Source organism: Candidatus Pantoea deserta, assembly GCF_003813865.1.
Taxonomy (GTDB): domain Bacteria; phylum Pseudomonadota; class Gammaproteobacteria; order Enterobacterales; family Enterobacteriaceae; genus Pantoea; species Pantoea deserta.
Window position 1 is genome coordinate 71027 of record NZ_RMVG01000012.1, and the last position, 22882, is coordinate 93908.

At 58.1% G+C, this 22882-nt stretch carries 24 protein-coding genes; 11 read left to right on the plus strand and 13 right to left on the minus strand.

The window, feature by feature from the left end; genetic code table 11:
- Window positions 1-8 precede the first annotated feature (8 nt).
- From rplT to BBB56_RS15300, 5 genes are all read right to left on the minus strand, one after another.
- The gene (rplT, locus tag BBB56_RS15280) at window positions 9-365 is read right to left on the minus strand and encodes a 50S ribosomal protein L20 (protein ID WP_010616241.1); all 357 of its coding nucleotides are present in this window, start codon (window positions 363-365) and stop codon (window positions 9-11) included.
- A gap of 86 nt (window positions 366-451) precedes the next feature.
- Entirely contained in the window at window positions 452-649 is a 198-nt protein-coding gene (gene rpmI, locus BBB56_RS15285) for a 50S ribosomal protein L35 (protein WP_010275699.1), read from the minus strand.
- Between the two features lie 99 nt (window positions 650-748).
- Window positions 749-1291, minus strand: a complete 543-nt coding sequence (gene infC / locus BBB56_RS15290; RefSeq protein ID WP_123801792.1) for a translation initiation factor IF-3 — start codon at window positions 1289-1291, stop codon at window positions 749-751.
- Window positions 1292-1295: 4 nt separating this feature from the next.
- Window positions 1296-3224 (minus strand): threonine--tRNA ligase, encoded by a 1929-nt coding sequence (gene thrS, locus BBB56_RS15295; RefSeq protein WP_123801793.1) that lies wholly within the window; start codon window positions 3222-3224, stop codon window positions 1296-1298.
- A gap of 237 nt (window positions 3225-3461) precedes the next feature.
- Window positions 3462-4223, minus strand: a complete 762-nt coding sequence (locus BBB56_RS15300) for a DUF481 domain-containing protein (RefSeq protein WP_123801794.1) — start codon at window positions 4221-4223, stop codon at window positions 3462-3464.
- 354 nt (window positions 4224-4577) lie between these two features.
- Here BBB56_RS15300 and ghoS point away from each other — a divergent pair, with 354 nt between their 5' ends.
- Together ghoS and BBB56_RS15310 are read left to right on the plus strand one after the other, a co-directional pair.
- Entirely contained in the window at window positions 4578-4868 is a 291-nt protein-coding gene (ghoS, locus tag BBB56_RS15305; protein ID WP_123801795.1) for a type V toxin-antitoxin system endoribonuclease antitoxin GhoS, read from the plus strand.
- A gap of 126 nt (window positions 4869-4994) precedes the next feature.
- Window positions 4995-5888 (plus strand): fructosamine kinase family protein, encoded by an 894-nt coding sequence (locus BBB56_RS15310; RefSeq protein ID WP_123801796.1) that lies wholly within the window; start codon window positions 4995-4997, stop codon window positions 5886-5888.
- A 4-nt stretch (window positions 5889-5892) separates the two neighbouring features.
- On the opposite strand, the gene BBB56_RS15315 is transcribed toward BBB56_RS15310, so the two are convergent.
- Window positions 5893-6429 carry a YniB family protein gene (locus BBB56_RS15315; RefSeq protein ID WP_123801797.1) on the minus strand — a complete coding sequence of 179 codons (537 nt, stop codon included), beginning with the start codon at window positions 6427-6429 and terminating at the stop codon, window positions 5893-5895.
- A 134-nt stretch (window positions 6430-6563) separates the two neighbouring features.
- Here BBB56_RS15315 and hxpB point away from each other — a divergent pair, with 134 nt between their 5' ends.
- The 6 genes from hxpB to BBB56_RS15345 all read left to right on the plus strand — a co-directional run bounded on the left by hxpB (window position 6564) and on the right by BBB56_RS15345 (window position 12038).
- Complete coding sequence (gene hxpB / locus BBB56_RS15320; protein WP_123801798.1) at window positions 6564-7232, plus strand: hexitol phosphatase HxpB; 669 nt, start codon at window positions 6564-6566, stop codon at window positions 7230-7232.
- Window positions 7233-7393: 161 nt separating this feature from the next.
- On the plus strand, window positions 7394-8230 hold the full coding sequence (gene kduI / locus BBB56_RS15325; RefSeq protein ID WP_123801799.1) for a 5-dehydro-4-deoxy-D-glucuronate isomerase: 837 nt from the start codon (window positions 7394-7396) through the stop codon (window positions 8228-8230).
- Window positions 8231-8246: 16 nt separating this feature from the next.
- Window positions 8247-9008, plus strand: coding sequence for a 2-dehydro-3-deoxy-D-gluconate 5-dehydrogenase KduD (kduD, locus tag BBB56_RS15330; protein WP_123801800.1), 762 nt, complete (start codon window positions 8247-8249; stop codon window positions 9006-9008).
- A gap of 314 nt (window positions 9009-9322) precedes the next feature.
- Entirely contained in the window at window positions 9323-9913 is a 591-nt protein-coding gene (locus tag BBB56_RS15335; protein ID WP_123801801.1) for a metal-dependent hydrolase, read from the plus strand.
- 153 nt (window positions 9914-10066) lie between these two features.
- Complete coding sequence (locus BBB56_RS15340; protein ID WP_123801802.1) at window positions 10067-11458, plus strand: L-cystine transporter; 1392 nt, start codon at window positions 10067-10069, stop codon at window positions 11456-11458.
- A 196-nt stretch (window positions 11459-11654) separates the two neighbouring features.
- On the plus strand, window positions 11655-12038 hold the full coding sequence (locus BBB56_RS15345; RefSeq protein ID WP_123801803.1) for a DUF6515 family protein: 384 nt from the start codon (window positions 11655-11657) through the stop codon (window positions 12036-12038).
- Window positions 12039-12112: 74 nt separating this feature from the next.
- Here the strand turns inward: BBB56_RS15345 and osmE are convergent, their stop codons facing one another.
- Window positions 12113-12448 (minus strand): osmotically-inducible lipoprotein OsmE, encoded by a 336-nt coding sequence (gene osmE / locus BBB56_RS15350; protein ID WP_123801804.1) that lies wholly within the window; start codon window positions 12446-12448, stop codon window positions 12113-12115.
- 363 nt (window positions 12449-12811) lie between these two features.
- On the opposite strand from osmE, the gene BBB56_RS15355 reads away from it, so the two are divergent.
- The 3 genes from BBB56_RS15355 to cho all read left to right on the plus strand — a co-directional run bounded on the left by BBB56_RS15355 (window position 12812) and on the right by cho (window position 15939).
- Window positions 12812-14005, plus strand: coding sequence for a multidrug effflux MFS transporter (locus BBB56_RS15355; protein WP_123801805.1), 1194 nt, complete (start codon window positions 12812-12814; stop codon window positions 14003-14005).
- Between the two features lie 125 nt (window positions 14006-14130).
- Window positions 14131-14955, plus strand: coding sequence for an NAD(+) synthase (nadE, locus tag BBB56_RS15360; RefSeq protein ID WP_123801806.1), 825 nt, complete (start codon window positions 14131-14133; stop codon window positions 14953-14955).
- Window positions 14956-15078: 123 nt separating this feature from the next.
- Complete coding sequence (gene cho, locus BBB56_RS15365; protein WP_123801807.1) at window positions 15079-15939, plus strand: excinuclease Cho; 861 nt, start codon at window positions 15079-15081, stop codon at window positions 15937-15939.
- Between the two features lie 78 nt (window positions 15940-16017).
- Here cho and spy read toward each other — a convergent pair whose 3' ends face one another.
- The 6 genes from spy to BBB56_RS15395 form a co-directional block, all read right to left on the minus strand.
- A complete protein-coding gene (spy, locus tag BBB56_RS15370; protein ID WP_123801808.1) occupies window positions 16018-16506 on the minus strand; it encodes an ATP-independent periplasmic protein-refolding chaperone Spy in 489 nt (162 codons plus the stop codon).
- A 272-nt stretch (window positions 16507-16778) separates the two neighbouring features.
- Window positions 16779-17777: a succinylglutamate desuccinylase gene (gene astE, locus BBB56_RS15375; protein WP_123801809.1), complete on the minus strand. Its 999-nt coding sequence runs from the start codon at window positions 17775-17777 to the stop codon at window positions 16779-16781.
- A 33-nt stretch (window positions 17778-17810) separates the two neighbouring features.
- A complete protein-coding gene (gene astB, locus BBB56_RS15380; protein ID WP_123801810.1) occupies window positions 17811-19136 on the minus strand; it encodes an N-succinylarginine dihydrolase in 1326 nt (441 codons plus the stop codon).
- A complete protein-coding gene (astD, locus tag BBB56_RS15385; RefSeq protein ID WP_123801811.1) occupies window positions 19133-20602 on the minus strand; it encodes a succinylglutamate-semialdehyde dehydrogenase in 1470 nt (489 codons plus the stop codon). The genes astB and astD overlap by 4 nt, the downstream gene beginning before the upstream one ends.
- Window positions 20599-21630 carry an arginine N-succinyltransferase gene (astA, locus tag BBB56_RS15390; RefSeq protein ID WP_123801812.1) on the minus strand — a complete coding sequence of 344 codons (1032 nt, stop codon included), beginning with the start codon at window positions 21628-21630 and terminating at the stop codon, window positions 20599-20601. The genes astD and astA overlap by 4 nt, the downstream gene beginning before the upstream one ends.
- Window positions 21627-22847 carry an aspartate aminotransferase family protein gene (locus BBB56_RS15395; protein ID WP_123801813.1) on the minus strand — a complete coding sequence of 407 codons (1221 nt, stop codon included), beginning with the start codon at window positions 22845-22847 and terminating at the stop codon, window positions 21627-21629. Before BBB56_RS15395 ends, astA begins: the two co-directional genes overlap by 4 nt.
- Between the last annotated feature and the right edge of the window lie 35 nt (window positions 22848-22882).

Genomic DNA, 22882 nt, shown 5'->3' on the forward strand with positions numbered 1-22882 from the left:
TATCTGGCTTACGCCAGAGCTGATTTCGCTTTTTCAACCAGTGCGGTGAACGCCACTTTGTCGAATACAGCGATGTCGGCCAGGATCTTACGGTCAATTTCAATGGACGCTTTTTTCAGGCCATTGATGAAACGGCTGTAAGAGATGCCGTTCTGACGCGCTGCTGCGTTAATACGCGCAATCCACAGCTGACGGAACTGACGCTTACGCTGACGACGGTCGCGGTAAGCATACTGACCAGCTTTGATAACAGCCTGGAAGGCAACGCGGTATACACGTGAACGTGCACCGTAGTAGCCTTTAGCTTGTTTTAAGATTTTTTTGTGACGTGCGCGAGCAATTACACCACGTTTTACGCGAGCCATGTTAGCTCTCCTGTATCAATATTCTGTGATGCCCTTATTCCCTGCTTATTACAGAGCCTTCGGGGCAGATTTATAAAAAAGTTAACTTATGCGTACGGCAGGCAGGCAATAACCAGACCCAGATCGCCTTTAGACACCAGACCTTTCGGACGCAGGTGACGTTTACGCTTAGTTGATTTTTTAGTCAGAATATGACGCAGGTTCGCGTGCTTACGCTTGAAGCCGCCAGAAGCGGTCTTCTTGAAGCGCTTAGCCGCGCCACGTACAGTTTTAATCTTTGGCATTTTAAAAATATCCACTTCGCATTGTTAATAAAACGAATCAGACAGGCGAACAAAGGGCCGCACAGCGCGAACGCTGCGCGGTCATTGTTACTTGAAAGCCTACTGTTTCTTCTTAGGAGCGAGCACCATAATCATCTGGCGGCCTTCGATCTTCGATGGGAAGGATTCGACTACTGCCAGTTCATTCAGATCTTCTTTCACGCGGTTAAGCACTTCAATACCGATCTGTTGGTGCGCCATCTCACGACCGCGGAAACGCAGCGTGATTTTGGCTTTATCGCCCTCTTCCAGAAAACGAATCAGGCTGCGGAGTTTTACCTGATAGTCGCCTTCATCGGTACCAGGACGGAATTTAATTTCCTTAACCTGGATAACTTTCTGCTTCTTCTTCTGTTCCTTAGAAGATTTGCTTTTTTCATAAAGGAACTTGCCGTAATCCATAATACGGCACACCGGCGGTTCGGCGTTTGGGCTGATTTCTACTAAATCAACACCTGCTTCTTCAGCTTTTTCAATAGCTTCGCGAAGACTGACAATACCAATCTGTTCGCCATCCACGCCAGTTAAGCGTACTTCAGTGGCACGGATTTCACCGTTGATACGATTCGGACGCGTCGGTTGTACTCGTTTTCCGCCTTTAATAACCTTATTCCTCTAATTGGTGAAGATTGCGGCTGCGAATCTCTTGTTGCAGCTTCTCAACAAACACATCGACATCCATCGTCCCGAGGTCTTTACCACGGCGGGTGCGAACGGCCACTTTGCCAGCTTCCACCTCTTTGTCACCGCAGACCAGCATATAAGGGACGCGACGTAATGTGTGCTCGCGGATTTTAAAGCCTATCTTCTCGTTTCTCAAGTCTGCTTTCACACGAATGCCAGCATTCTGCAATTTGCGTGTCAACATGTCGACATATTCTGCCTGTCCGTCAGTGATATTCATCACCACCGCCTGCATCGGCGCCAGCCACGTCGGGAAGAAACCGGCGAACTCTTCGGTCAGGATGCCGATAAAGCGCTCCATGGAACCAAGAATCGCGCGGTGAATCATCACCGGGGTCTGACGGTCGTTGTTTTCACCCACGTAGGTGGCGTCCAGACGTTTTGGCAGGGAAAAGTCTAGCTGAACTGTGCCGCACTGCCAGGCACGGTCAAGACAGTCATACAGGGTAAATTCAATTTTCGGGCCATAGAATGCCCCTTCTCCCGGCTGAAATTCAAACGGAATATCGTTTTCATTCAGCGCGGCAGCCAAATCTTCTTCGGCGCGATCCCACATCTCATCGGTGCCGATACGCTTCTCCGGACGCGTGGAGAGCTTCACCACGATCTTTTCAAAGCCAAAGGTGCTGTACATGTCATAAACCATGCGGATACAGCTGTTTACCTCGTCGCGCACCTGGTCTTCGGTACAGAAGACGTGGGCGTCATCCTGAGTAAAGCCGCGCACGCGCATCAGGCCGTGCAGCGCGCCTGAAGGCTCGTTGCGGTGACAGCTGCCGAACTCGGCCATGCGCAGCGGCAGGTCGCGGTAGGACTTCAGACCCTGATTGAAGATCTGAACGTGGCCCGGACAGTTCATCGGCTTGATGCAGTATTCACGGTTCTCGGATGAGGTGGTGAACATCGCTTCTTTATAGTTTTCCCAGTGCCCGGTTTTTTCCCACAGGACGCGGTCCATCATAAAGGGACCTTTCACTTCCTGGTACTGGTACTCTTTTAGCTTGCTGCGCACGAACACTTCCAGTTCACGGAAGATGGTCCAGCCGTCATTATGCCAGAAAACCATGCCCGGCGCTTCTTCCTGCATATGATACAGGTCGAGCTGCTTGCCGATTTTACGGTGATCGCGCTTCGCCGCCTCTTCCAGGCGCTGTAAATAGGCGTTGAGCTGCTTTTTATCCGCCCACGCGGTGCCGTAGATACGCTGCAACATCTTGTTGTTGCTGTCGCCGCGCCAGTAAGCGCCGGCGATTTTTTGCAGCTTAAAGTGGTGGCAGAAACGCATATTCGGTACGTGCGGACCACGGCACATATCGATGTATTCTTCATGATGATACAAGCCAGGACGATCGTCGTGGCTGATGTTCTCATCCAGAATCGTAATTTTGTAGCTCTCGCCGCGCTCGGCAAACACATCTCGCGCCTGCTGCCAGCTTACGACTTTCTTCACAACGTCGTAGTTGGTTTCGGCCAGCTGGTGCATACGTTTTTCCAGCGCGTCAATATCTTCCTGCGTCAGGGTATGGTCAAGATCGACGTCATAATAGAAGCCGTTATCGATAACCGGACCGATCGCCATTTTGGTATTAGGCCACAGCTGTTTAATCGCATGTCCCAGCAGATGCGCGCAGGAGTGGCGAATAATTTCCAGGCCCGCGTCATCTTTGGCGGTGATGATGGCGACAGAAGCATCTTCGGTGATGGGATCGACCGCATCGACGAGCTGTCCGTTGACGCGTCCGGCGATGCAGGCTTTCGCCAGTCCCGGACCGATGTCCAGCGCGATGTCCATCACGCTAACGGCGCGGTCATAAGCGCGCTGGCTGCCATCAGGAAGAGTAATTACAGGCATTTCATATCCTTAATTGCAGTGGTAAGCCACACGAAAGCTTACATACAACATTGAGTAAAGGTGATTGCCTGGCGTAATGTCAGACCCACATTGTCGGAATGACGCCAGGAACAGAGTGCGCCGCAGATAATAACAGCTTTAAGGCGTGAGCAAAACCCGCTGCAATTTTGCTAAGTCGAGGATCGGACAAAAAAAACCGCAGCAGCGCTGCGGTCGGAATAGCTCGAGCCGAACGGCTTACATTGCGTAGGTCAGCATAATGCTGGTGCGCGTATCGGTACGGTCTGGCGCAGACTCTGGCGGATTGTTATTCCAGGTCACGTTATAGGCCAGCTTCAGCGCGAAGTGGTCATTGATGCCCACCTGCAAACCGGTTTCGGAGTTGATGGTGGTATCTTCACCAAAGCTGCTCAGCACCGAGACGCCCTGGATAAACTTGGTATTATCCGTCAGCTGCCACTGGTAGCTCAGCGCGCCGTAGCCCAGCGCGCGCGTTTCGCTGCCGCCGTCGTGGAAATCGTCATAGCGAACGCCCGGACCAAATTCAGCACGCAGCGAATGGATGGGACCATTCAGAATCTGACGACCATAACCCGCCGTCAGCACATCGCGTGAATCGTAGCCGTTGAAACGGTCGCTTAACCAGCTCGCCTGACCGAACAGGTAGTCAAAGCTGTTGAGGTTATAGCGCGTACGGCCGCCGATATTGTAGGTCTCCGCCGAACGTTCATCGTTGGAAGAGGTGTTGGCTGCGTTACCCCACAGGCTGTACGCCATAGAGGTCTGATACCACGTCATATTGGTTTGCGCCGTCAGCGACGAGCTTTTGGTGTTACCCGTTTGCGCCAGGTAACCAGCCGATGCGCTTCCATCAAACGGTTTTTTGGCCGTTGAAGGATCGTCCATTGCGGTAAAAACGGTGTTGTCCGCCAATGCCTGGTGGCAAAACGCGCCGGCGGAAAGCAAAAGAACAGCAGAGAGCTTGTTAAGCACTTTCATTTATTGTGACCCGTACGACAGTTTAAAAAAAGGGAGAGTTTGAAGACTTTTGCGAGCCAGGCAATGCAATTTACGGTAAGTATTGTAAAAAAGTATTAACCCGCTGTTATCAGGCTGTTCTGGCGCTATCCCGCTTGATTATTGGGAGTAATCTCATTAACGACGAGCCTCGTCTGAGGGTGGCATCCAAAAAGCGGCGCAGTTACTACAAAATTTTTCCAGCCAGTCCTTAAGAGGCTTTACCCGCGTTTACATTTATGCATAGGCAAATAGCATCATTATCCTGTTCATTATTCGCGCATTTTTTTACCATGGTCTACGCTGTGCTCAGTTATGGCGTGCAGAGAAGAAAAAATGAGCGACGATCTGAAACGTTACATTGTCACTTTCCGCTATCAGGAATCCGGTCTTAGCGATATTCAGCGGCTGAACAGCGCCATGGTGGCAGCCGGTTTCACCACCACGCTAAGCGACGATGAGGGCAAGGCGCACGATCTGGGTACCAACAGTTTTGGTCTGATCAGCGCCCTGTCGCAGGAGGAGTTGCAACAGCAGGCCATAGCGGCAGGCGAAAGCGTGCTGCACCAGAAACCTGAGGTCAGCGTGACGACGCTGGAGGCGTTCCTGCGCGATGCCTCTCAGTGATCATCCGTTCCGGTAAGCTGTGCGCGAGCGCGGGTTTTACGGGGTGGCGACGCGATATAATCGCTGTTGTGCCGCGTTAAATGCGCACTGAGACCGCAGCCTGGCAGGTAATAGAGAGGATAGCCCATGTGGACCGCCATAAGTCGTCTGTTAAGCGAGCAGTTAGGTAACGCTGAGATAACCCATCGCCAGGAACTGCCCGGCGGTGATGTGCATCCCGCCTGGCATATTCGCTATGGCGAACACGACGTCTTCGTCAAGTGCAACAGCCGCGAGATGCTCACCCTGTTTACCTGGGAAGCCGATCAGCTGGCGCTGCTGGCGCGAACGCAAAGCGTGCGCGTGCCTGAGGTCTACGGCGTCGGCCACCACCGCGATCAGAGCTTTTTATTACTGGAATACATCGCGCCGCAGCCGCTGGACGCCGACAACGCCTTTCAACTGGGTCAACAGCTGGCCCGCCTGCATCAGTGGAGCGAGCAGGCGCAGTTCGGCCTCGACTTCGACAATAACATCACCACCACGCCGCAACCCAATAGCTGGCTACGGCGCTGGTCCGTTTTCTTTGCAGAGCAGCGTATCGGCTGGCAGCTTCAGCTTGCCGAAGAGAAAGGCATTACCTATGGCGACACCGAGACGATTGTCAGCTGCGTGCAGCGCGCGCTGGCCTCGCATCACCCGCAGCCTTCGCTGCTGCACGGCGATCTCTGGCCTGCTAACTGCGCCGGAAGCGCCGAGGGGCCGTGGATTTTCGATCCCGCCTGCTACTGGGGCGATCGCGAATGCGATCTGGCCATGCTGAGCTGGTTTCCTGATTTGCCGCGTCAGATTTACGAGGGCTATCAGGCGGTCTGGCCGCTGCCGGACGGCTTTTCGCAGCGCCAGCCGGTGTATCAGCTCTATTACCTGCTTAACCGCGCTAACGTCTTCGGCGGCAGCTGGTTAAGCGAGGCAAAATTCGCCGTCGAGCGGCTGCTGCATGAAGACGCGCTGGCGCAGCGTCAGGCCAGACCGGCCTGACGTTTTACAGAAAGCCCAGCAGCGACAGCACGAAATAGCCGGCGACGGCAATCACCACCGGCAGCACGTAAAGCGGAAAGATTTGCAAAAACAGCGTGTGGTTCGGCACGCGGATCTTCTCTTCCAGCTGCTGCCGCGTGCGCCCTTCACCGCCTTTGGCCTGCTCAAGAATCAGCTGATCCTCAATGCCCTCTTTGATGTGGCGCGCCTGACGCGCCATCCGCGAGCCAGATGACTCCAGCGCCAGACCGACAAAGATCAGAATGTAGACGATCCAGAAACCGATATTCATCTGACCATTAAACTCCGGAACCGGCGAATGCTGCCAGAAAAAGCCAAGAAACGGCGTATTGAAGCGGATCATATCGACGATGACGTGGACGAAGTCGAGCATCACGGCATCAATGCCTGGCTGCTTTTCGCTGTGTCTGAACATAAAGCTCAGCACTGAAATTACCGTCGACAGCAGAGCGAGCAAAAAAATCGCCCAGCCAGCCACTCGCTTAAGGATGGCGATGCGGCCAGCCTGTTGATAAGTCATGGTATCTCCTGTACCTGAATCCAGTTTGCAGTCAGTCTACCTGCCCGCGGCATTTATTTCCTGAAAAAAGCGCAGCTTTCGCCGCGCGCGCCAGCCCATGATAAGGTAGCGCAAATTCAACAAGGAGCCAGCCGATGAGTTATACCCGCCCTGTTTACGCCGCCCTGTTTGATATGGATGGTCTGATCATAGACTCCGAGCCGCTGTGGGATCAGGCTGAAATGGATATTTTCGCCACGCTGAACGTCGACCTGTCGCGCCGTCATGAGTTGCCGGACACGCTGGGCCTGCGTATCGATCAGGTGGTGCGCATGTGGTACGAAACGCTGCCCTGGTCAGGTCCCACCCAGCAAGAGGTAACCGAGCGCATTATCGCCCGCGCGCTGACGCTGATCGAGGCGCAGCGTCCGCTGTTGCCCGGCGTTAAGCAGGCGTTGCAGCTGTGTCGCCAGCTGGGGCTGAAAACCGGCCTGGTCTCGGCTTCGCCGCTGATGATGCTGGAGCGCGTGCTGGCGCTGTTCGACCTGCGCGGCGATTTCGACGTGCTGATTTCCGCCGAGGCGCTGCCCTACAGCAAACCGCATCCGCAGGTTTACCTGAATGCCGCCGAGCGGCTGGGCATCGATCCGCTCAACTGCGTCACGCTGGAAGACTCCTTCAACGGCATGATCGCCACGAAAGCGGCGCGGATGCGCTCTATTGTGGTTCCCCCTGCCGGCTTGCGCAGCGACGCGCGCTGGTCGCTGGCGAATGTCAAACTGGACGATCTGACGCAGCTGACCGCCGCACATTTGCTGGGCTAACCGCTGACCCGCCGCTGGCGGGTTGTTTTTATCTGTTGATCGCCTTCTCAAAAAAATAAAACAACGTTTCATTTTTATTGAATTGATCGTCCACTCCTCCTAAGATGCCCCTCAGACGCCCTGCGGGGCACGCGTAGCTGACTTCGCCAGAGAGGATCAAGATGGACGTTCGTCAAAGCATTCACAGTGAACATGCTAAACAGCTCGATACCGACGCGCTGCGCCGTGAATTTCTTATCGAGGAAATTTTTGCCGCCGACCGCTATACCCTGACCTACAGCCATATCGACCGCATTATCATCGGCGGCGTCATGCCGGTGGCGACCAGCGTGGCCTTCGGCAACGAGATGGGCAAACAGCTTGGCGTGAGTTACTTCCTTGAACGCCGCGAGCTGGGCGTCATTAATATCGGCGGTCCGGGTACGGTTGAGGTTGACGGCAAGGTATGGGAAATCGGCAACGAAGAGGCGCTTTATGTCGGTAAAGGCGCGCAACAGCTCGTCTTCCGCAGCAATGATGCTTCCCGTCCGGCGAAGTTCTACTTCAACAGCGCGCCCGCCCATAGCCGCTTCCCCGATAAAAAGATCGGCAAAGAGGACGCGGTGCGCACCACGCTGGGCGATGCGGCAACCTCCAACCGCCGCACCATTAACAAATATCTGGTGCCGGACGTCCTGCCAACCTGCCAGCTAACCATGGGCCTGACCCGTCTGGATGAGGGCAACCTGTGGAACACCATGCCTTGCCACACTCATGAACGCCGGATGGAAGTCTACTTCTACTTCGATATGAGTCCGGACAGCGCGGTATTTCACATGATGGGCCAGCCGCAGGAGACGCGACATTTGCTGGTGCATAACGAACAGGCGGTCATCTCGCCCAGCTGGTCGATTCATGCCGGTGTCGGCACTCAACGCTACACCTTTATCTGGGGCATGGTCGGCGAGAATCAGGTATTCGACGACATGGATCATGTCAACATTCGCGATCTGCGCTAACAAAGGAGGCGCTCTCATGATACTCAACGCATTTAATCTGGAAGGCAAAATCGCGCTGGTCACCGGCTGTAATACCGGGCTGGGTCAGGGTATGGCGCTGGGACTGGCCCAGGCCGGTTGCGACATCGTCGGCGTTAACCGCGACGATCCCACGGAAACGCAGCAGCGCATCGAAGCGCTTGGCCGCCGCTTCTGGTCTTTACAGGCGGATTTAATCCGTACGGAAGAAGTGCCTGGCGTAGTGGAACAGGCCGTCGCGGCCGCCGGAAAAATCGATATTCTGGTCAACAACGCCGGAATTATTCGCCGCGAGGATGCGCTCAACTTTAGCGAGCAGGACTGGGACGATGTGATGAACATCAACAGCAAAAGCGTGTTTTTCCTGTCGCAGCACGTTGCGCGCCAGTTTATCTCTCAGGGCAACGGCGGCAAAATCATCAATATTGCCTCGATGCTGTCGTTCCAGGGCGGTATTCGCGTGCCCTCCTATACCGCATCGAAAAGCGCCGTAATGGGTCTGACGCGCCTGATGGCGAATGAATGGGCGAAACACGGCATCAATGTCAACGCCATCGCGCCAGGCTATATGGCGACCAATAATACCGAGCAGCTGCGCAGCGATGAGGGTCGCAGCGCGGAAATTCTGGGACGTATTCCCGCCGCGCGCTGGGGCGTACCGGAAGATATGATGGGACCTGTCGTGTTCCTGGCCTCTTCCGCCTCTGACTATGTGAACGGCTATACGCTGGCCGTTGACGGCGGCTGGCTGGCCCGCTAACCGCTTCACGGCGGCGCGACGCCGCCGTGAGCCTGTCCCGCCAGTAGAGGTTCGTCTTCGCCTCACTGTTACTTGTCTGCCTGACCCGCCGTTATGCCTTCCCTGATTCGCCTTTCCTTCTCCTCCTCGCTCGCCGTTACGCCTCCGCCAGGCTCCGTGCCTCTCTTTTCGGATCAGCCACGCGCTGCAACGCTACGGCCTTTTGCTCAGGTTTCGCTTATAAAAATTCACGCTTCGTTACAGCGTCACAACTTCTCATTTACTGGATAAATCCCTATACTGGATGCATCGACAGTTTGCACCCAGGTTTTATCATGACGGGCGAAGGCCACGTAATTTTTGCTATTGCCAGCGCGATTTTTGCTAAGCGTGCGGAGCTGACCCCGGTGCTGGCGCAGGCCGACTGGTGGCACCTTATTTCCTCCGCGCTGCTTACCTGCCTGCTGCCCGACATTGACCATCCTAAATCTACCCTGGGTCAGCGCCTGAAGTGGGTGTCCGTCCCCATTGCGCGGGCCTTTGGCCATCGGGGCTTTACCCATAGTCTGCTGGCCGTCGCCGCCGGCCTGTGGCTGTTTCAGATCAACGTGCCAGAAGACTGGCTGCTGCCCGCCGACGTTTTGCAGGGTATGACATTGGGGTATCTGAGTCATATCGTGGCGGATATGCTGACGCCTGCTGGCGTTCCCCTGCTATGGCCGTGCCGCTGGCGCTTTCGCCTGCCGATCCTGAGAAGCCAGAAAGGCAACCAGCTTGAACGCACCCTCTGCCTCGCCCTGGTGGGATATGCGCTCTGGTTCCCCCCCGGCGCGCCCTCTTTTGGTGCGCAGGGATGGCCCTCTCAGCTGTTTGATACGCTGCAAAATGGCGTATCCCGCCTGATTTCTGCGCAAAAAGCACATTAAAACAGCAGAAATCGCTGTCTGGTTATAAGCCATTCCATTTGAATATAAGTAGGCGTTCCAGCTAACTGCTAACATGCGGAACTTAATTCGTCTGTCACATTATCTGGCGTGACGGCAGCCTGCGCTCTGCCGGACGCTTTCACTGGAGTCAACATGGATCTACCTCTGATTCTTAACCTCGTGGCCTTCGTCGCGCTGCTGCTGTTGCTGTCGCGCCTCGGCCGCCAAAGCTGGAGCCTGTCAAAAAAGGTACTGGTCGGTCTGGTGATCGGCGTGCTGTTCGGGCTGGCGCTGCAAGCCATCTACGGCGCGCAGAGCGAGGTGCTAAAAACCTCTGTTAGCTGGTTTAATATTGTCGGCAACGGCTACGTACAGCTGCTGCAAATGATCGTTATGCCGCTGGTCTTCGCCTCGATTCTCAGCGCCGTGGCGCGCCTGCACAATGCGTCATCGCTGGGGAAAATCAGCCTGCTGACCATTGGCGTGCTGCTGGTGACCACCGCTGTCTCGGCACTGGTTGGCGTTTTCGTTACCGGTCTGTTTCATCTCAGCGCCGAAGGTCTGGTGCAGGGCGCGCAGGAGAGCGCGCGTCTGGCGGCCATTCAGAGTAACTATGCGGGCAAAGTCGCCGATCTGACCGTGCCGCAGCTGCTGCTCTCTTTTGTGCCGAAAAACCCCTTTGCCGATCTGACCGGCGCTAATCCAACCTCCATTATCAGCGTGGTTATCTTTGCCGCGTTCCTCGGCGTGGCGGCGCTACAGCTGCTGAAAGATGATGAAGTCAAGGGACAGCGCGTGCTGGTGGCGATTGATACGCTGCAATCCTGGGTCATGAAGCTGGTGCGTCTGATCATGAAGCTGACGCCGTACGGCGTGCTGGCGCTGATGACCAAAGTGGTGGCCGGTTCTAACCTGCAAGACATCATCAAGCTGGGCGGTTTTGTCGTGGCGTCTTACCTGGGCCTGGCGATTATGTTCGCCGTGCACGCGCTGCTGCTGTCGGTAAACGGCATCAACCCGCTGCGTTTCTTCCGCAAAGTCTGGCCGGTGATTACCTTTGCCTTTACCAGCCGCTCCAGCGCCGCGAGTATTCCGCTGAACGTAGAGACCCAGACGCGTCGCCTCGGTGTTCCAGAGTCCATTGCCAGCTTCTCAGCCTCTTTCGGCGCGACCATAGGTCAGAACGGCTGCGCAGGTCTCTATCCCACTATGCTGGCGGTCATGGTTGCGCCAACCGTGGGCATTAACCCGTTCGATCCGGTGTGGATTGCGACGCTGGTGGGTATCGTCACGCTGAGCTCGGCCGGTGTTGCAGGCGTCGGCGGCGGCGCGACCTTTGCCGCGCTGATTGTGCTGCCCGCGATGGGCCTGCCGGTCACGCTGGTGGCGCTGCTGATCTCCATTGAACCGCTGATCGATATGGGACGCACCGCGCTGAACGTTAACGGTTCGATGACCGCCGGTTCCCTGACCAGCCGCTGGCTGGGTATGACCGACAAAAGCGTGCTGGACAGCGACGAACACGCCGAGCTGGCACACCGCTAAGCCCCTTTTTTTAGCGACGAAAACCGGACCCTTGCGTCCGGTTTTTTTATGCCAGCCTTTTCTGTAGGCTCACGATTATGGCGACGGCGTTAAGGAAGCGTTAAGCGTGGTAAAGAGAGGAAAAAGTGGCCCGTCTGTGCTTGTTTTCCCCCCTGAAAAGGAGAATGCTGCGGGCAGTTATCGCAGGAGAACCTTCATGAAAAAAGTTATCGCCTCACTGCTGGCGCTAACGCTGTTATCGCCAGCTATTGTTTCTGCCCATCCCGGCGGCTGGGGTCCAGGGCCAGCACCGCACTGGGACGGCCATGGTCGCGGCTGGGGTGGCCCTGGGCCGCTGCGTTTTCTGCCCGAAGCCGCAACCGCGGTTTTAATCGGCGGCCTTACCTACTATCTGCTCAACGGCGCCTACTATCAGCGTCAGGGGGAAAATTACGTCGTGGTGCAGCCGCCAGCTGAACCCGACGGCGCGATGCGCGCACTGGACTTTAACGGTCGCCGTTTCTACGTGCAGGAAGGTCACTACTATCAGCGTGACATTAACGGCGAGTACATTGAGGTGCCGCGTCCGGCCGGATTGTAAAACGCGGACGCCGGCGTCAGAAAGAAAACGGCCCGTCTGTGACGGGCCGTTTTTTTATTCGGTTTGGCTGAGGCTTACTGAGCAGCCTGCGGATCGGTGTCGTACTCTTTACAGCTCTGGAAGCCGTAGTTCATAACACGGCCTGTATCGTTGTAGCTGACGAAGTAGGTCTGCGGCTTGCCGTCACGCTCGCCCAGCACGTAGGTCTGGCAGGTGCCGCGTGCGTGGACCATCGTAATCTCGGTTGACGCCGGGCCAGCAATCTGGCGCACCTGTTCACGCGTCATGCCTTTTTTCACATCCTTAACTACCGGCTTGCTCACGTAGCTTTCCGCACGATCGTAAGCCGTACAACCAGACAGTGCGGCCAGCGTCAGCGCCGCAGCGATACAACCCATTGCTTTTTTCATCTTGTTGTTCCTCATTTTATTATCCATGTAAGCATAAGCCTGGAATAGAAATGCAGATTAATCAACTTTATGGCGCACTTTAGGCCGAGTCTGAAGTGTCAGATTTTCGTAAAAGGGCTGTGCATATCCCGATCGGCCCGTATAATCCTGCGCGAGAATCTGCTCGCCTGAACGGCGTTTCCGGAGATGAAATGTATAGACAGCGCGAGGCCCGCTAACCTTGCCGCCAGGATAACCGTCCCGCGATCGCGCGGCGCGGCTTTTCTCAGTCAGCCTGGCGCGCGACCAGCCTGACCGTCGAACGCATCCATACGCCTTTTAGAAACCGATGATCCCCCACTCAGTAACCCCTTCAGAGGACGAATGACACCTGCAAGCAATAATCGACTGGTCTATGCCATTACGCTGGGCCTGCTGGCGGCGCTTGGCCCGCTTTGTATCGATCTCTATCTTCCCGCGCTGCCTGAACTGGCGCAGGATCTCAACACCTCTACCGCCACGGCCCAGCTTAGCCTTACCGCCGGCCTGCTCGGACTGGGCGCCGGACAGCTGCTGTTTGGCCCGATGAGCGATAAATTTGGCCGTCTGCGCCCGCTGACGCTTTCGTTAATCCTGCTGTTTATCGCCTCAATCGGCTGCGCGCTGGCGCAAAACATTGACCAGCTGCTTCTGGCGCGGCTGTTCGAGGGGCTGGCTGGCGCTGGCGGCGCGGTACTGTCGCGCGCGGTGGCGCGCGATATGTATAGCGGTCATGAGCTGACGCGTTTCTTCGCCCTGCTGATGCTGGTTAACGGGCTGGCCCCCATCGGCGCGCCGGTACTCGGCGGCGTGCTGATGACGCTGCTGAACTGGCGCGGCATCTTTGTGGTGCTGGGGGCGACCGCGCTGCTGCTGACCCTGCTGGCGCGCTGGAAGCTGCATGAAACGCTACCGCCTGAACGCCGCAGCCAGGGGTCGGTATTTTCCGCCTGGGCAGCCCTGGGTCAGGTGATCGTTCACCGTCCTTTTATGGGCTTCTGTCTCACCCAGGCGTTTATGATGTCGGGCATGTTCGCCTACATTGGCGCATCCCCTTTCGTGCTACAGCAGATCTATGGGCTGTCGCCGCAGGCGTTTAGTTTCTGCTTTGCCGCTAACGGCATCGGCCTGGTAATCGCCTCGCAGACCAGCGCGCGTCTCTGCCCGCTGTGGGGCGAATATCGCGTGCTGAAAGGCGGTCTGACGCTGGCCTTTGTCGCCTCCAGCCTGCTACTGCTGGCAGGGATCGTCGCCGCGCCGCTGCCGATGGTGCTGGTCGCCCTGTTCTTTACCATTGCCAGCAACGGCGTAATTGCCACAACCGCCTCGTCGCTGGCGATGCAGAGCCAGGGCCATCGCGCCGGCAGCGCATCCGCGGTGATCGGAGTCTGTATGTTTTCGTTTGGCGCGCTCTCGGTGCCGATCACGGGGCTGGGCGGCACCTCGCTGCTCAGCATGACCGGCACCATCTTCGGCTGCTTTATGCTGGCAATCCTGATGTTTATCTTCCTGGCGCAGAAGCCCGCGCCTCGCGCATAAACTGCCTGATATCGCAACAGTTAACCGGAAACAACTGGCGCTTTGGCTTGTTGTTTTCGCCGAGGCGCGTTAGCTTTAATGGATGGTTCGCACAGGCCGACAGGCCACTGACTTGGGAGAAATTCATGTCACTGCAACAGGAAATCATTACAGCACTCGGCGTTAACCCGGTTATCGACGCGCAGCAGGAAATTCGCCGCAGCGTGGATTTCCTTAAGAGCTACCTGAAGCGCCATCCGTTCCTGAAGACGCTGGTGCTCGGCATCAGCGGCGGTCAGGACTCCACGCTGGCAGGCAAACTGTCGCAGCTGGCCATCAGCGAACTGCGCGAGGAGACCGGCGATAAAGCTTATACCTTTATCGCCGTTCGTTTGCCCTACGGCGTGCAGTCGGACGAACAGGACTGTCAGGACGCGCTGGCGTTTATCCAGCCGGATCGCTCGCTGGCGGTGAATATCAAAGAGTCCGTGCTGGCCAGTGAGCGCGCGCTGCGAGACGCCGGTATCGAACTGTCTGACTTTGTGCGCGGCAACGAAAAAGCGCGCGAGCGTATGAAGGCGCAGTACAGCATCGCCGGTATGACGCAGGGCGTGGTGGTCGGCACCGATCACGCGGCAGAGGCGGTGACCGGCTTCTTCACCAAGTATGGCGACGGCGGCACCGATATTAACCCCCTGTTCCGCCTGAACAAACGTCAGGGCAAACTGCTGCTGAAAACCCTGGGCTGCCCGGAGCACCTCTACCTGAAACGTCCGACGGCGGATCTGGAAGATGATCGTCCTGGGCTGGAGGATGAGGTGGCGCTCGGCGTGACCTATGAAATGATCGACGACTATCTGGAAGGCAAAAGCGTCGCGCCGGAAACAGCGAAGATCATTGAGAACTGGTATCTGAAGACCGAACACAAGCGTCGCCCGCCAATTACCGTGTTTGACGACTTCTGGAAATAACGCCTTTTTCCCCTGCCGTCCGGCAGGGGAAACTTTTCTGCTCCGCTGTTCACTGATTAACCCGCTGGCGAAAGCCTGAACAGACTGATATGCTGTATGAATACACAGTTACAGGAGTCTGTTTTGGTTCGACGTGCTGCTACGCACCGCCTTGAATTTGACGCGGCTGCCATCTACGAATATCCCGAACATCTGCGCGAATGGCTGGAAGGTTTGCCAAACCAGCCGGGCGTCTACACCTTTCACGGTGACAGCGAGACGCTGCCGCTCTATATCGGGAAAAGCATTAACCTGCGCTCGCGGGTGATGTCCCACTTCCGCACGCCGGAAGAGGCGCGCATGCTGCGTCAGGCGCGGCGCGTCAGCTGGATCCCCACCGCTGGCGATCTGGGCGCGCTGCTGCTGGAAGCGCAGATGATCAAAACGCAGCAGCCGCTGTTTAACAAGCGCCTGCGTAAAAATCGCCAGCTCTGCTCCATCCAGTTCGCCGACGGCAAGCCCGACGTGGTTTACGCGCGCGACGTGGATTTTTCTCACTCCCCCAATCTGTTCGGCCTGTATCGCAGCCGCCATAAGGCGCTGGAAACGCTGAAATATCTCGCCGATGAGCATCAGCTCTGCCACGGCCTGCTGGGGCTGGAAAAGCTGAGCGCCAACCGCCCCTGTTTTCGCGCGGCGCTGCGGCGCTGCGCGGGCGCCTGCTGTGGTCGCGAGTCGGTAGATGACCATCAGGCACGCCTGCTGGAGGCGCTGGAGAGCGTTCGCGTGGTGTGCTGGCCGTGGCAGGGACCGGTGGCGCTGATTGAAGAAGGGAAACTGATGACGCAGATCCACGTGATCGACCACTGGTTCTATCTTGGCTCGGTGAACGATATGGATGAGGCGCGCAGACTCAAGCGCGCGCCGAGCGGCTTCGACCATGACGGCTATAAAATCCTCTGCCGGCCGCTGCTGTCTGGCCACTATCCTGTCGAACCGCTATAAAAAAAACCGCCGACGCTGCCCAGCGGTTTTACGCATGCTGGACAACGTCGGCGGTCTTATGACCTGTAGTCAGAGAGATTATTCAGCCGGCGGCGGCGCCATTTTCCCGTCGCGCGGACCTTTCTCAGTCAGATGCTTTTCAAAATTAGCGTTGTACTGCTTTTTCTGCTCTGGCGTCAGCACGTTGTAGATCTTGTTTTGGGTTTCCATCATCGCGACCGCGCGCTCTTTCGCGTTGGCGGTCATCTTCTCTGCCTGCGCCTCGGCTTTGGCACGGTCAAAGCTGTCGGCGGCCACGATCGCATGGTCAGCGCGGCGCTCTTCCAGCGACGGACGTTTAAAATCTTTATGGCTCTCTTTCATGATGTCGCGGATCTGGGTTTTCTGCGCATCAGTCAGGTTCAGCCCCTGGAACATCATGTTCATACCGTGGTGCATTGGCGGTTTATGCATTGGCTTTTCGCTGCCGGCTGGCGGTGGCGTCAGGTTATCGGCCGCTGCATGGACCGCGCTTGCCGCACCGAACGCCAGGGTTGAAGCCAGAAGAAGGGAAGTCAGTTTACGCATAATAGTGTCCTTATCATTCAGTTAATGACGACAGCAGCCTGTCGTGTCTTCGAGAGCAAGATTACGCTGCTGAATGTCAATCACTCAGAGACTGAGTAAAGCCGTGAAAGCATAAAAGACAAAAATCCGGCAATCATGAAGAGAATAAGAAGAATTGCGTGAGGAATTGCAAAAGAGTATGAATCTAAAGCGGATTTGGCAGAAATTAAGGAGGAGTGTAAGGGTTACGACAGCAAAGCGGAAGAAAAATCCTGCCCTTCACTGCCGTTTTTTTACTGCGGCGGCACGTCAGTCTGCGCATCCTCTCTGACCAGCATCAGACCGGCGCGCAATCCAGGCGCGACGGCGGGATTGGGGAACAACACATACTCCCGCGCCTGCTGCACAACGTAACGCGTCTCGCCATCCTCAGCCAGCAGCGCCCCCTGCGGAAAGGCGGTAAAGTTGCGCGTCTCCGCGTCCATATGCAGCCTGAACTGCTCGCTCAGGCGGGTGATCTGCTGCGCCACCCGATAGCGGCGCGGCGCGCTCTGCGCCTGGGGCAAAGGCTCACCGCTCAGCAGCGCCGCCAGCGCCTGCTGCGCGGCGGCAAACTGCGTCAGATCGTTAGCGCCGAACGGCAGCGCTTTTCCCAGCTCCAGCGTGCAGCTGGCCGCGCTAAAGTGCGCGCAGCTGAAGTGAGTAAAGGTGCCGCCGGGCGCGGTATGAAACACCAGCGCCTCCAGTCCCGCCGCCGTCAGCCAGTCAATGAAATCCTCTGGCCAGGGCTGCGCGTTAAGCGGCAGCACGCCAAAGCGCGTATGCCAGGAACCGCGGATAGCGGTGTGCAAATCAAGGTGCCAGCGCGGCTGATCTTTCCGGCACGACTGAAGCCAGAAGGTTTCAACTGCCTGTTCCAGTCGCAGCGCGCGCCGCGCCTCGTCGCAGTCGTCGATCTGCTGCCAGCGGCCGCCAAACAGCCGGTTAACGTCATGGCGCAAGTAGCGCTTTCCGGCGCGCAGCGCCGCCGGATTGCCCAGAATGGCCAGAACGCGCTGGCGCAGCGGTTTCTCCCCGCGCAGTAGCGCGCCGACCTGGGCATTCATCATCTCCACCGGCGCGGTTTCATTGCCATGAATACCCGCCGACAGCACCAGCGCCTGCTGCGGCTCGCTTTTAGGCTCAAGCTGCAAAATGCCGTGGTCGAGCCACTGCCAGCGTAGAAAAGGGGTATCGCCGCGCTGGATGCGCGGCGCTTCGCCTGACAACGTTTGCTGAAGAAAATCCTGCATCGTTACTCCCGTCTGCGATAAAAGTGGCGCTGGCTATTGCTGGAACGCGTAGACGCTGCCTAAATCCAGCAGGCGAGTCAGTTCATCCAGCGCCTCGCGTCCTTCTGTTAACAGCTGCGGATCGGCCAGATCCGCCTGGGTCAGCCGATCGCGATAGTGGCGATCGACCCAGGCGTTCAGCGTGGCGAACAGACGATCGTTCATTATCACCGCCGGATTCAGCGCCTGCCGCTCCTGCGGCGTCAGCACAACGCGCAGGCGCAGACAGGCCGGGCCGCCGCCGTTGTGCATGCTTTCGCGCAGGTCAAAGCTTACCAGCTCGCCTATCGGACCGCCCTGCTCCACCAGCTCGCTGAGGTAGCGCCAGACGCCGGGGTGCTGACGCGACTCTTCCGGCAGCACCAGCAGCATAGTGCCGTCATCGCGACTCAGCAGCTGGCTGTTAAACAGATAGGTGTTGACCGCGTCTGCCACCGACACGCGGGCTTCAGGCACTTCAATCGCCGTAAAACCCGGCACCCGCTGTTTCAGCGTCGCCAGCAGCGCAGGCTGATCGACAAACGCCTGCTGATGGCAGAACAGCACCTCGCGGTTGCTGACCGCGATCACGTCGTTATGAAATACGCCCTGATCGATAACCTGCGGATTCTGCTGGGCGAACAGCGTCTGACCGCTGTCGAGCTGATGCAGCCGCGCTACTGCCTGACTGGCCTGAAGCGTCTGTCTGGCAGGATAGCGTCCCGGCGCGATGCCGCCGTTGTCGTCGCGCCCGTAAACAAAGAGTTGCAGGCTGCGATCGCCATACTCCGCGCCCAGCCGGTTATGATTCGCCGCTCCTTCGTCGCCAAACAGCGCGACCTGCGGCAGCGCATCATGCACCGTGAAATGCTGCGGATCGCGGAAGATGGCGCGCAGCAGCCGGGCCGTTTGCGGCGCTTCCATGGCGCGATGGAACTTATTATTCAGGTTTGCCACGGTGAAGTGCACCCGGCCATCGGCGCTATCGGCCGAGGGTGAGACCGTCGCGGCGTTTGCCACCCACATGGCTGACGCCGAGCTGACCGCCGACAGCAGCGCAGGCGAGGATGTCGCCGCCTGCGCCAGCACCTGTTCATCGCTGCCGCTAAAGCCCAGCTGACGCAGCAGCGGCAGATTAGGCCGCTCATGCGGCGGAATAACGCCCTGGACAAATCCTCTGTCCGCCAGCGCCTTCATTTTGAGCAGCCCCTGTTTTGCCGCCAGACGCGGGTTTGAGGGCTGATGCTGGTTGCGCGTTGAGGCCTCGTTGCCGAACGACAATCCGGCATAGTGGTGCGTCAGGCCAACCAGGCCGTCGAAGTTTGCTTCAATCGCTTTCATCGCTGCTCCTCGCGCGGTGAGAAATCAAGCCCAGGCGACAGCGTAGCGGGCAGCGTCAGGTCGGGTGTCTCCAGCGACGCCATCGGCCAGGCGCAGTAATCCGCCGCGTACCAGGCGCTGGCGCGGTGATTGCCGGAGGCGCCGATGCCGCCGAAGGGCGCGCTGCTCGCCGCGCCGGTCAGCGGTTTATTCCAGTTAACGATACCGGCGCGCGCCTCCAGCAGCAGCTGGTCAAACTGCGCGCGCGACGGCGAGATTAGGCCGCACGACAGGCCGTAGCGCGTATTGTTGGCGATGGTTATCGCCTCATCAAAGCTGTCGTAGCGCACCACATTCAGCAGCGGGCCAAACACCTCTTCATCCGGCAGCTCGCTGACCTGCGTCACCTCAATAATGCCCGGCGTCAGCAGCGCGCTGCTGCGCTGCGGCCAGCGCATCTCAAGCAGCACCTTGCCGCCAAGCGCAATGCGCTGCTGCCAGGCCTGATAAATTTTCTCCGCCGCGCCAGGAGAGATCACGCTGCCCATAAAGGGCTGCGGCTGCGCATTCCACGCGGCGGGCTGAAGACGCGCGCTGACGTCTACCAGACGCTGTAAAAAGGCGTCGCCTGCGGCGCCGCGCCTGACCAGCAAACGGCGGGCGCAGGTGCAGCGCTGGCCGGCGGTGATAAAGGCGGACTGAACCGCAATATGCACTGCGGCGTCAATATCAGCCGGGTCCTCTACAATCAGCGCGTTATTGCCGCCCATCTCCAGCGCCAGCATTTTCTCTGGCTGACCGGCAAACTGACGATGGAGCTGATAGCCCGTGCCTGCGCTGCCGGTAAACAGCACGCCGTCAATCTGCGCCTCGGCTGCCAGCGCCTGCCCGGTTTCGCGCGCGCCCTGCAACAGAGCCAGCACGCCGCGCGGCAGGCCGGACTCCAGCCACAGCCGCGCGGTTTTCTCTGCCGTCAGCGGCGTCAGCTCGCTGGGTTTAAACAGCACGCAGTTGCCTGCCAGCAGCGCAGGCACAATATGCCCGTTGGGCAAATGACCGGGGAAATTATAGGGTCCGAACACCGCCAGCACGCCGTGCGGGCGATGGCGCAGCGAGCTTTCCCCTTCGTGCTGCTCACCGGTGCGCGTGTGGTGGGCTTTGATCGAGATACCTACCTTGTTGATCATCGCCTGCACCTCGGTCAGCGCCTCCCAGCGCGGCTTGCCGGTTTCGGCGGCGATGGTTTCCGCCAGCTCTGTTTTGTGCTCTTCCAGCAGCGCGGCAAAGCGCTCCACCAGCGCCTGGCGCTCGACAAAGGAGCGACGCGCCCAGTCGGGAAACGCCTTACGGGCCGCCGTCGCCGCCTCTGCGATCTGTTCGGCGGTGGCGGCCGCGCCTTGCCACAATGTCTCGCCCGTAACCGGATCGGTTTTACTCAGCGCCTCGCCGCGGCCTGCCAGCCACGCGCCGTTGATCATCTGCGTCATGCTTTTTTCTCCTCACCGCCCAGCGTCACGATGCGCAGGCTGTCGCCCGGCTGAATCTGTAGCGCGCTGAGCTGCGCCTCATTAAGGACCACGTCGTGCTGTTCGATACGTGCGGGCAGCAGCGCGACGCGAAAATGGTGATAGTTCAGATTAGCCACCAGACAGAGCGGCGCGTGCGGGTCAGGCTCGCCGAGTACGGCGCTGCGCACATGGCTTTTGCGGATGGCGCGGATGTCGTCGATCTCGCACTCCAGCGTCGGCCCGCCGTCGAAGATGTCGATATAGTTGCGATAACGGAAGCCTTCCGCCTCCAGCACCGCGCGCGCGGGCGCGGTTTTCTCATGCACCTGGCCGATGACCGCCTTCGCCTCTGGCGACAGATAGTCGATATAGAGCGGATGCTTCGGCATCAGTTCGGCGATAAAGGCTTTCTGACCGGTGCCGCTGAGAAAATCGGCTTTGCGGAACTCCATAGAGAAGAAGCGGCTGCCGACGCTGTCCCAGAATGGCGAACGGCCCTCGTCGTCGCTTACGCCGCGCATCTCCGCCACGACGCGATCCATAAACAGATGGCGAAAGTTAGCCATAAACAGAAAGCGCGATTTTGACAGCAGATAACCGTTTTTGCCGTCGCGATAGTCGGGGTCGAGAAACAGCGTGCATAGCTCGCTGCTGCCGGTGTGATCGTTGCTCAGCGACAGCGTAGGCAGCGCCGCATAGACATTAAGCTCTTTCGAGGCGTGCACCTGGGTGCCCACGCGGAAATTGTACCAGGGTTCCTGGAGTCCAACCGCCACCTCAATGGCGCAGATGCCCACGGCACGGTTGTCTTCGCTGTCTGCCAGCACAAAGACATAGCCCTGTTCGGCGCGCGGCAGCACCCCCTGCCAGGTTTGCAGCGATCGCTCAATGCGCGCCTGTAGCGTCGGGCTGTCAACCGGCAGCGAGGTTAAGCCGCCGCCGGTTTTGCCTGCCAGCACCATTAGCTGCGCCAGGTCGTCATGTTCAACAGGGCGAATGATCATCATGATGTCGATCCTCGCGCCAGATGTTCACAGGCAACGGCGAAGCGCGCCATGCCGGTTTTGACCTCTTGCTCGCTGATATTCAGCGCGGGCGCGAAACGCACCACGTTCGCTCCGGCAATCAGGACCATAACGCCCTGTTCGGCGGCGGCCAGATTGAACTGTTTCGCCTTACCGGCATAATCCTCGTTGAGCACCGCGCCGATCAGTAATCCCAGGCCGCGCACCTCTTTAAACAGATGCAGCCGCTGGTTAATCTCCTCCAGCGCGTCGACAATCCACTGATGACGCTCGGCCACTCCCGCCAGCATCGCGGGCTGATTGATCAGCTCCAGCACTTTGCCCCCCACCGCGCCCGCCAGCGGGTTGCCGCCGTAGGTTGTGCCGTGGGTGCCGACATTCATTACCTGCGCCAGGTCTTCACGCGTCAGCATCGCGCCGATGGGGAAACCGCCGCCCAGCGCCTTCGCCGTGGTCAGCACGTCCGGCGTCACGCCATAGTGCATATAGGCATAGAGCGATCCCGTCCGCCCTACGCCGCTCTGTACCTCATCAAATATCAGCAGCGCCTGATGTCTGTCGCACAGCTCGCGCAGGCCGCGTAAGAAGGCGGGATCGGCTGGCAGCACGCCGCCTTCCCCCTGAATCGGCTCAACGATCACCGCACAGGTGCTGTCATCAATCAGCTGGGCAGCGGCTTCCAGATCGTTATATGGGGTATGGCGAATATTGGGCGGCAGCGGCGCAAAATCTTTTGAATAGGCGGGCTGGCCGCCTGCTGAGACGGTAAACAGCGTGCGTCCGTGAAAGGCGTTATTAAACGCCACGATACCGCTTTTATGCTCGCCAAAACGGTCATGCGCAGTTTTACGCGCCAGTTTTAGCGCCGCCTCGTTGGCTTCAGCGCCGGAATTGCAGAAGAAGACGCGGTCAGCGAAGGTTGCATCAATCAACTGTTTCGCCAGGCGTAAAATCGGCTCATTGGTATAGCCATTGCCGGTATGCCACAATCGGGCCGCCTGCTCCGTCAGCGCCTGTTGCAGGTCTGGATGAGCATGTCCCAGCGCATTAACCGCGATGCCGCCAGCAAAATCGATATACTCTTTTCCGTTTTGATCCCACAGCGTCGATCCGGACGCGCGTACTGGCACAAAGCTCGCTGGCGCATAGACCGGCACCATCCATTGATCGAAATCGTGACGCGAAACATGCAGTGACATAACTCTTTCTCCTGCCTTCCCGCCCGGCGCGCCGG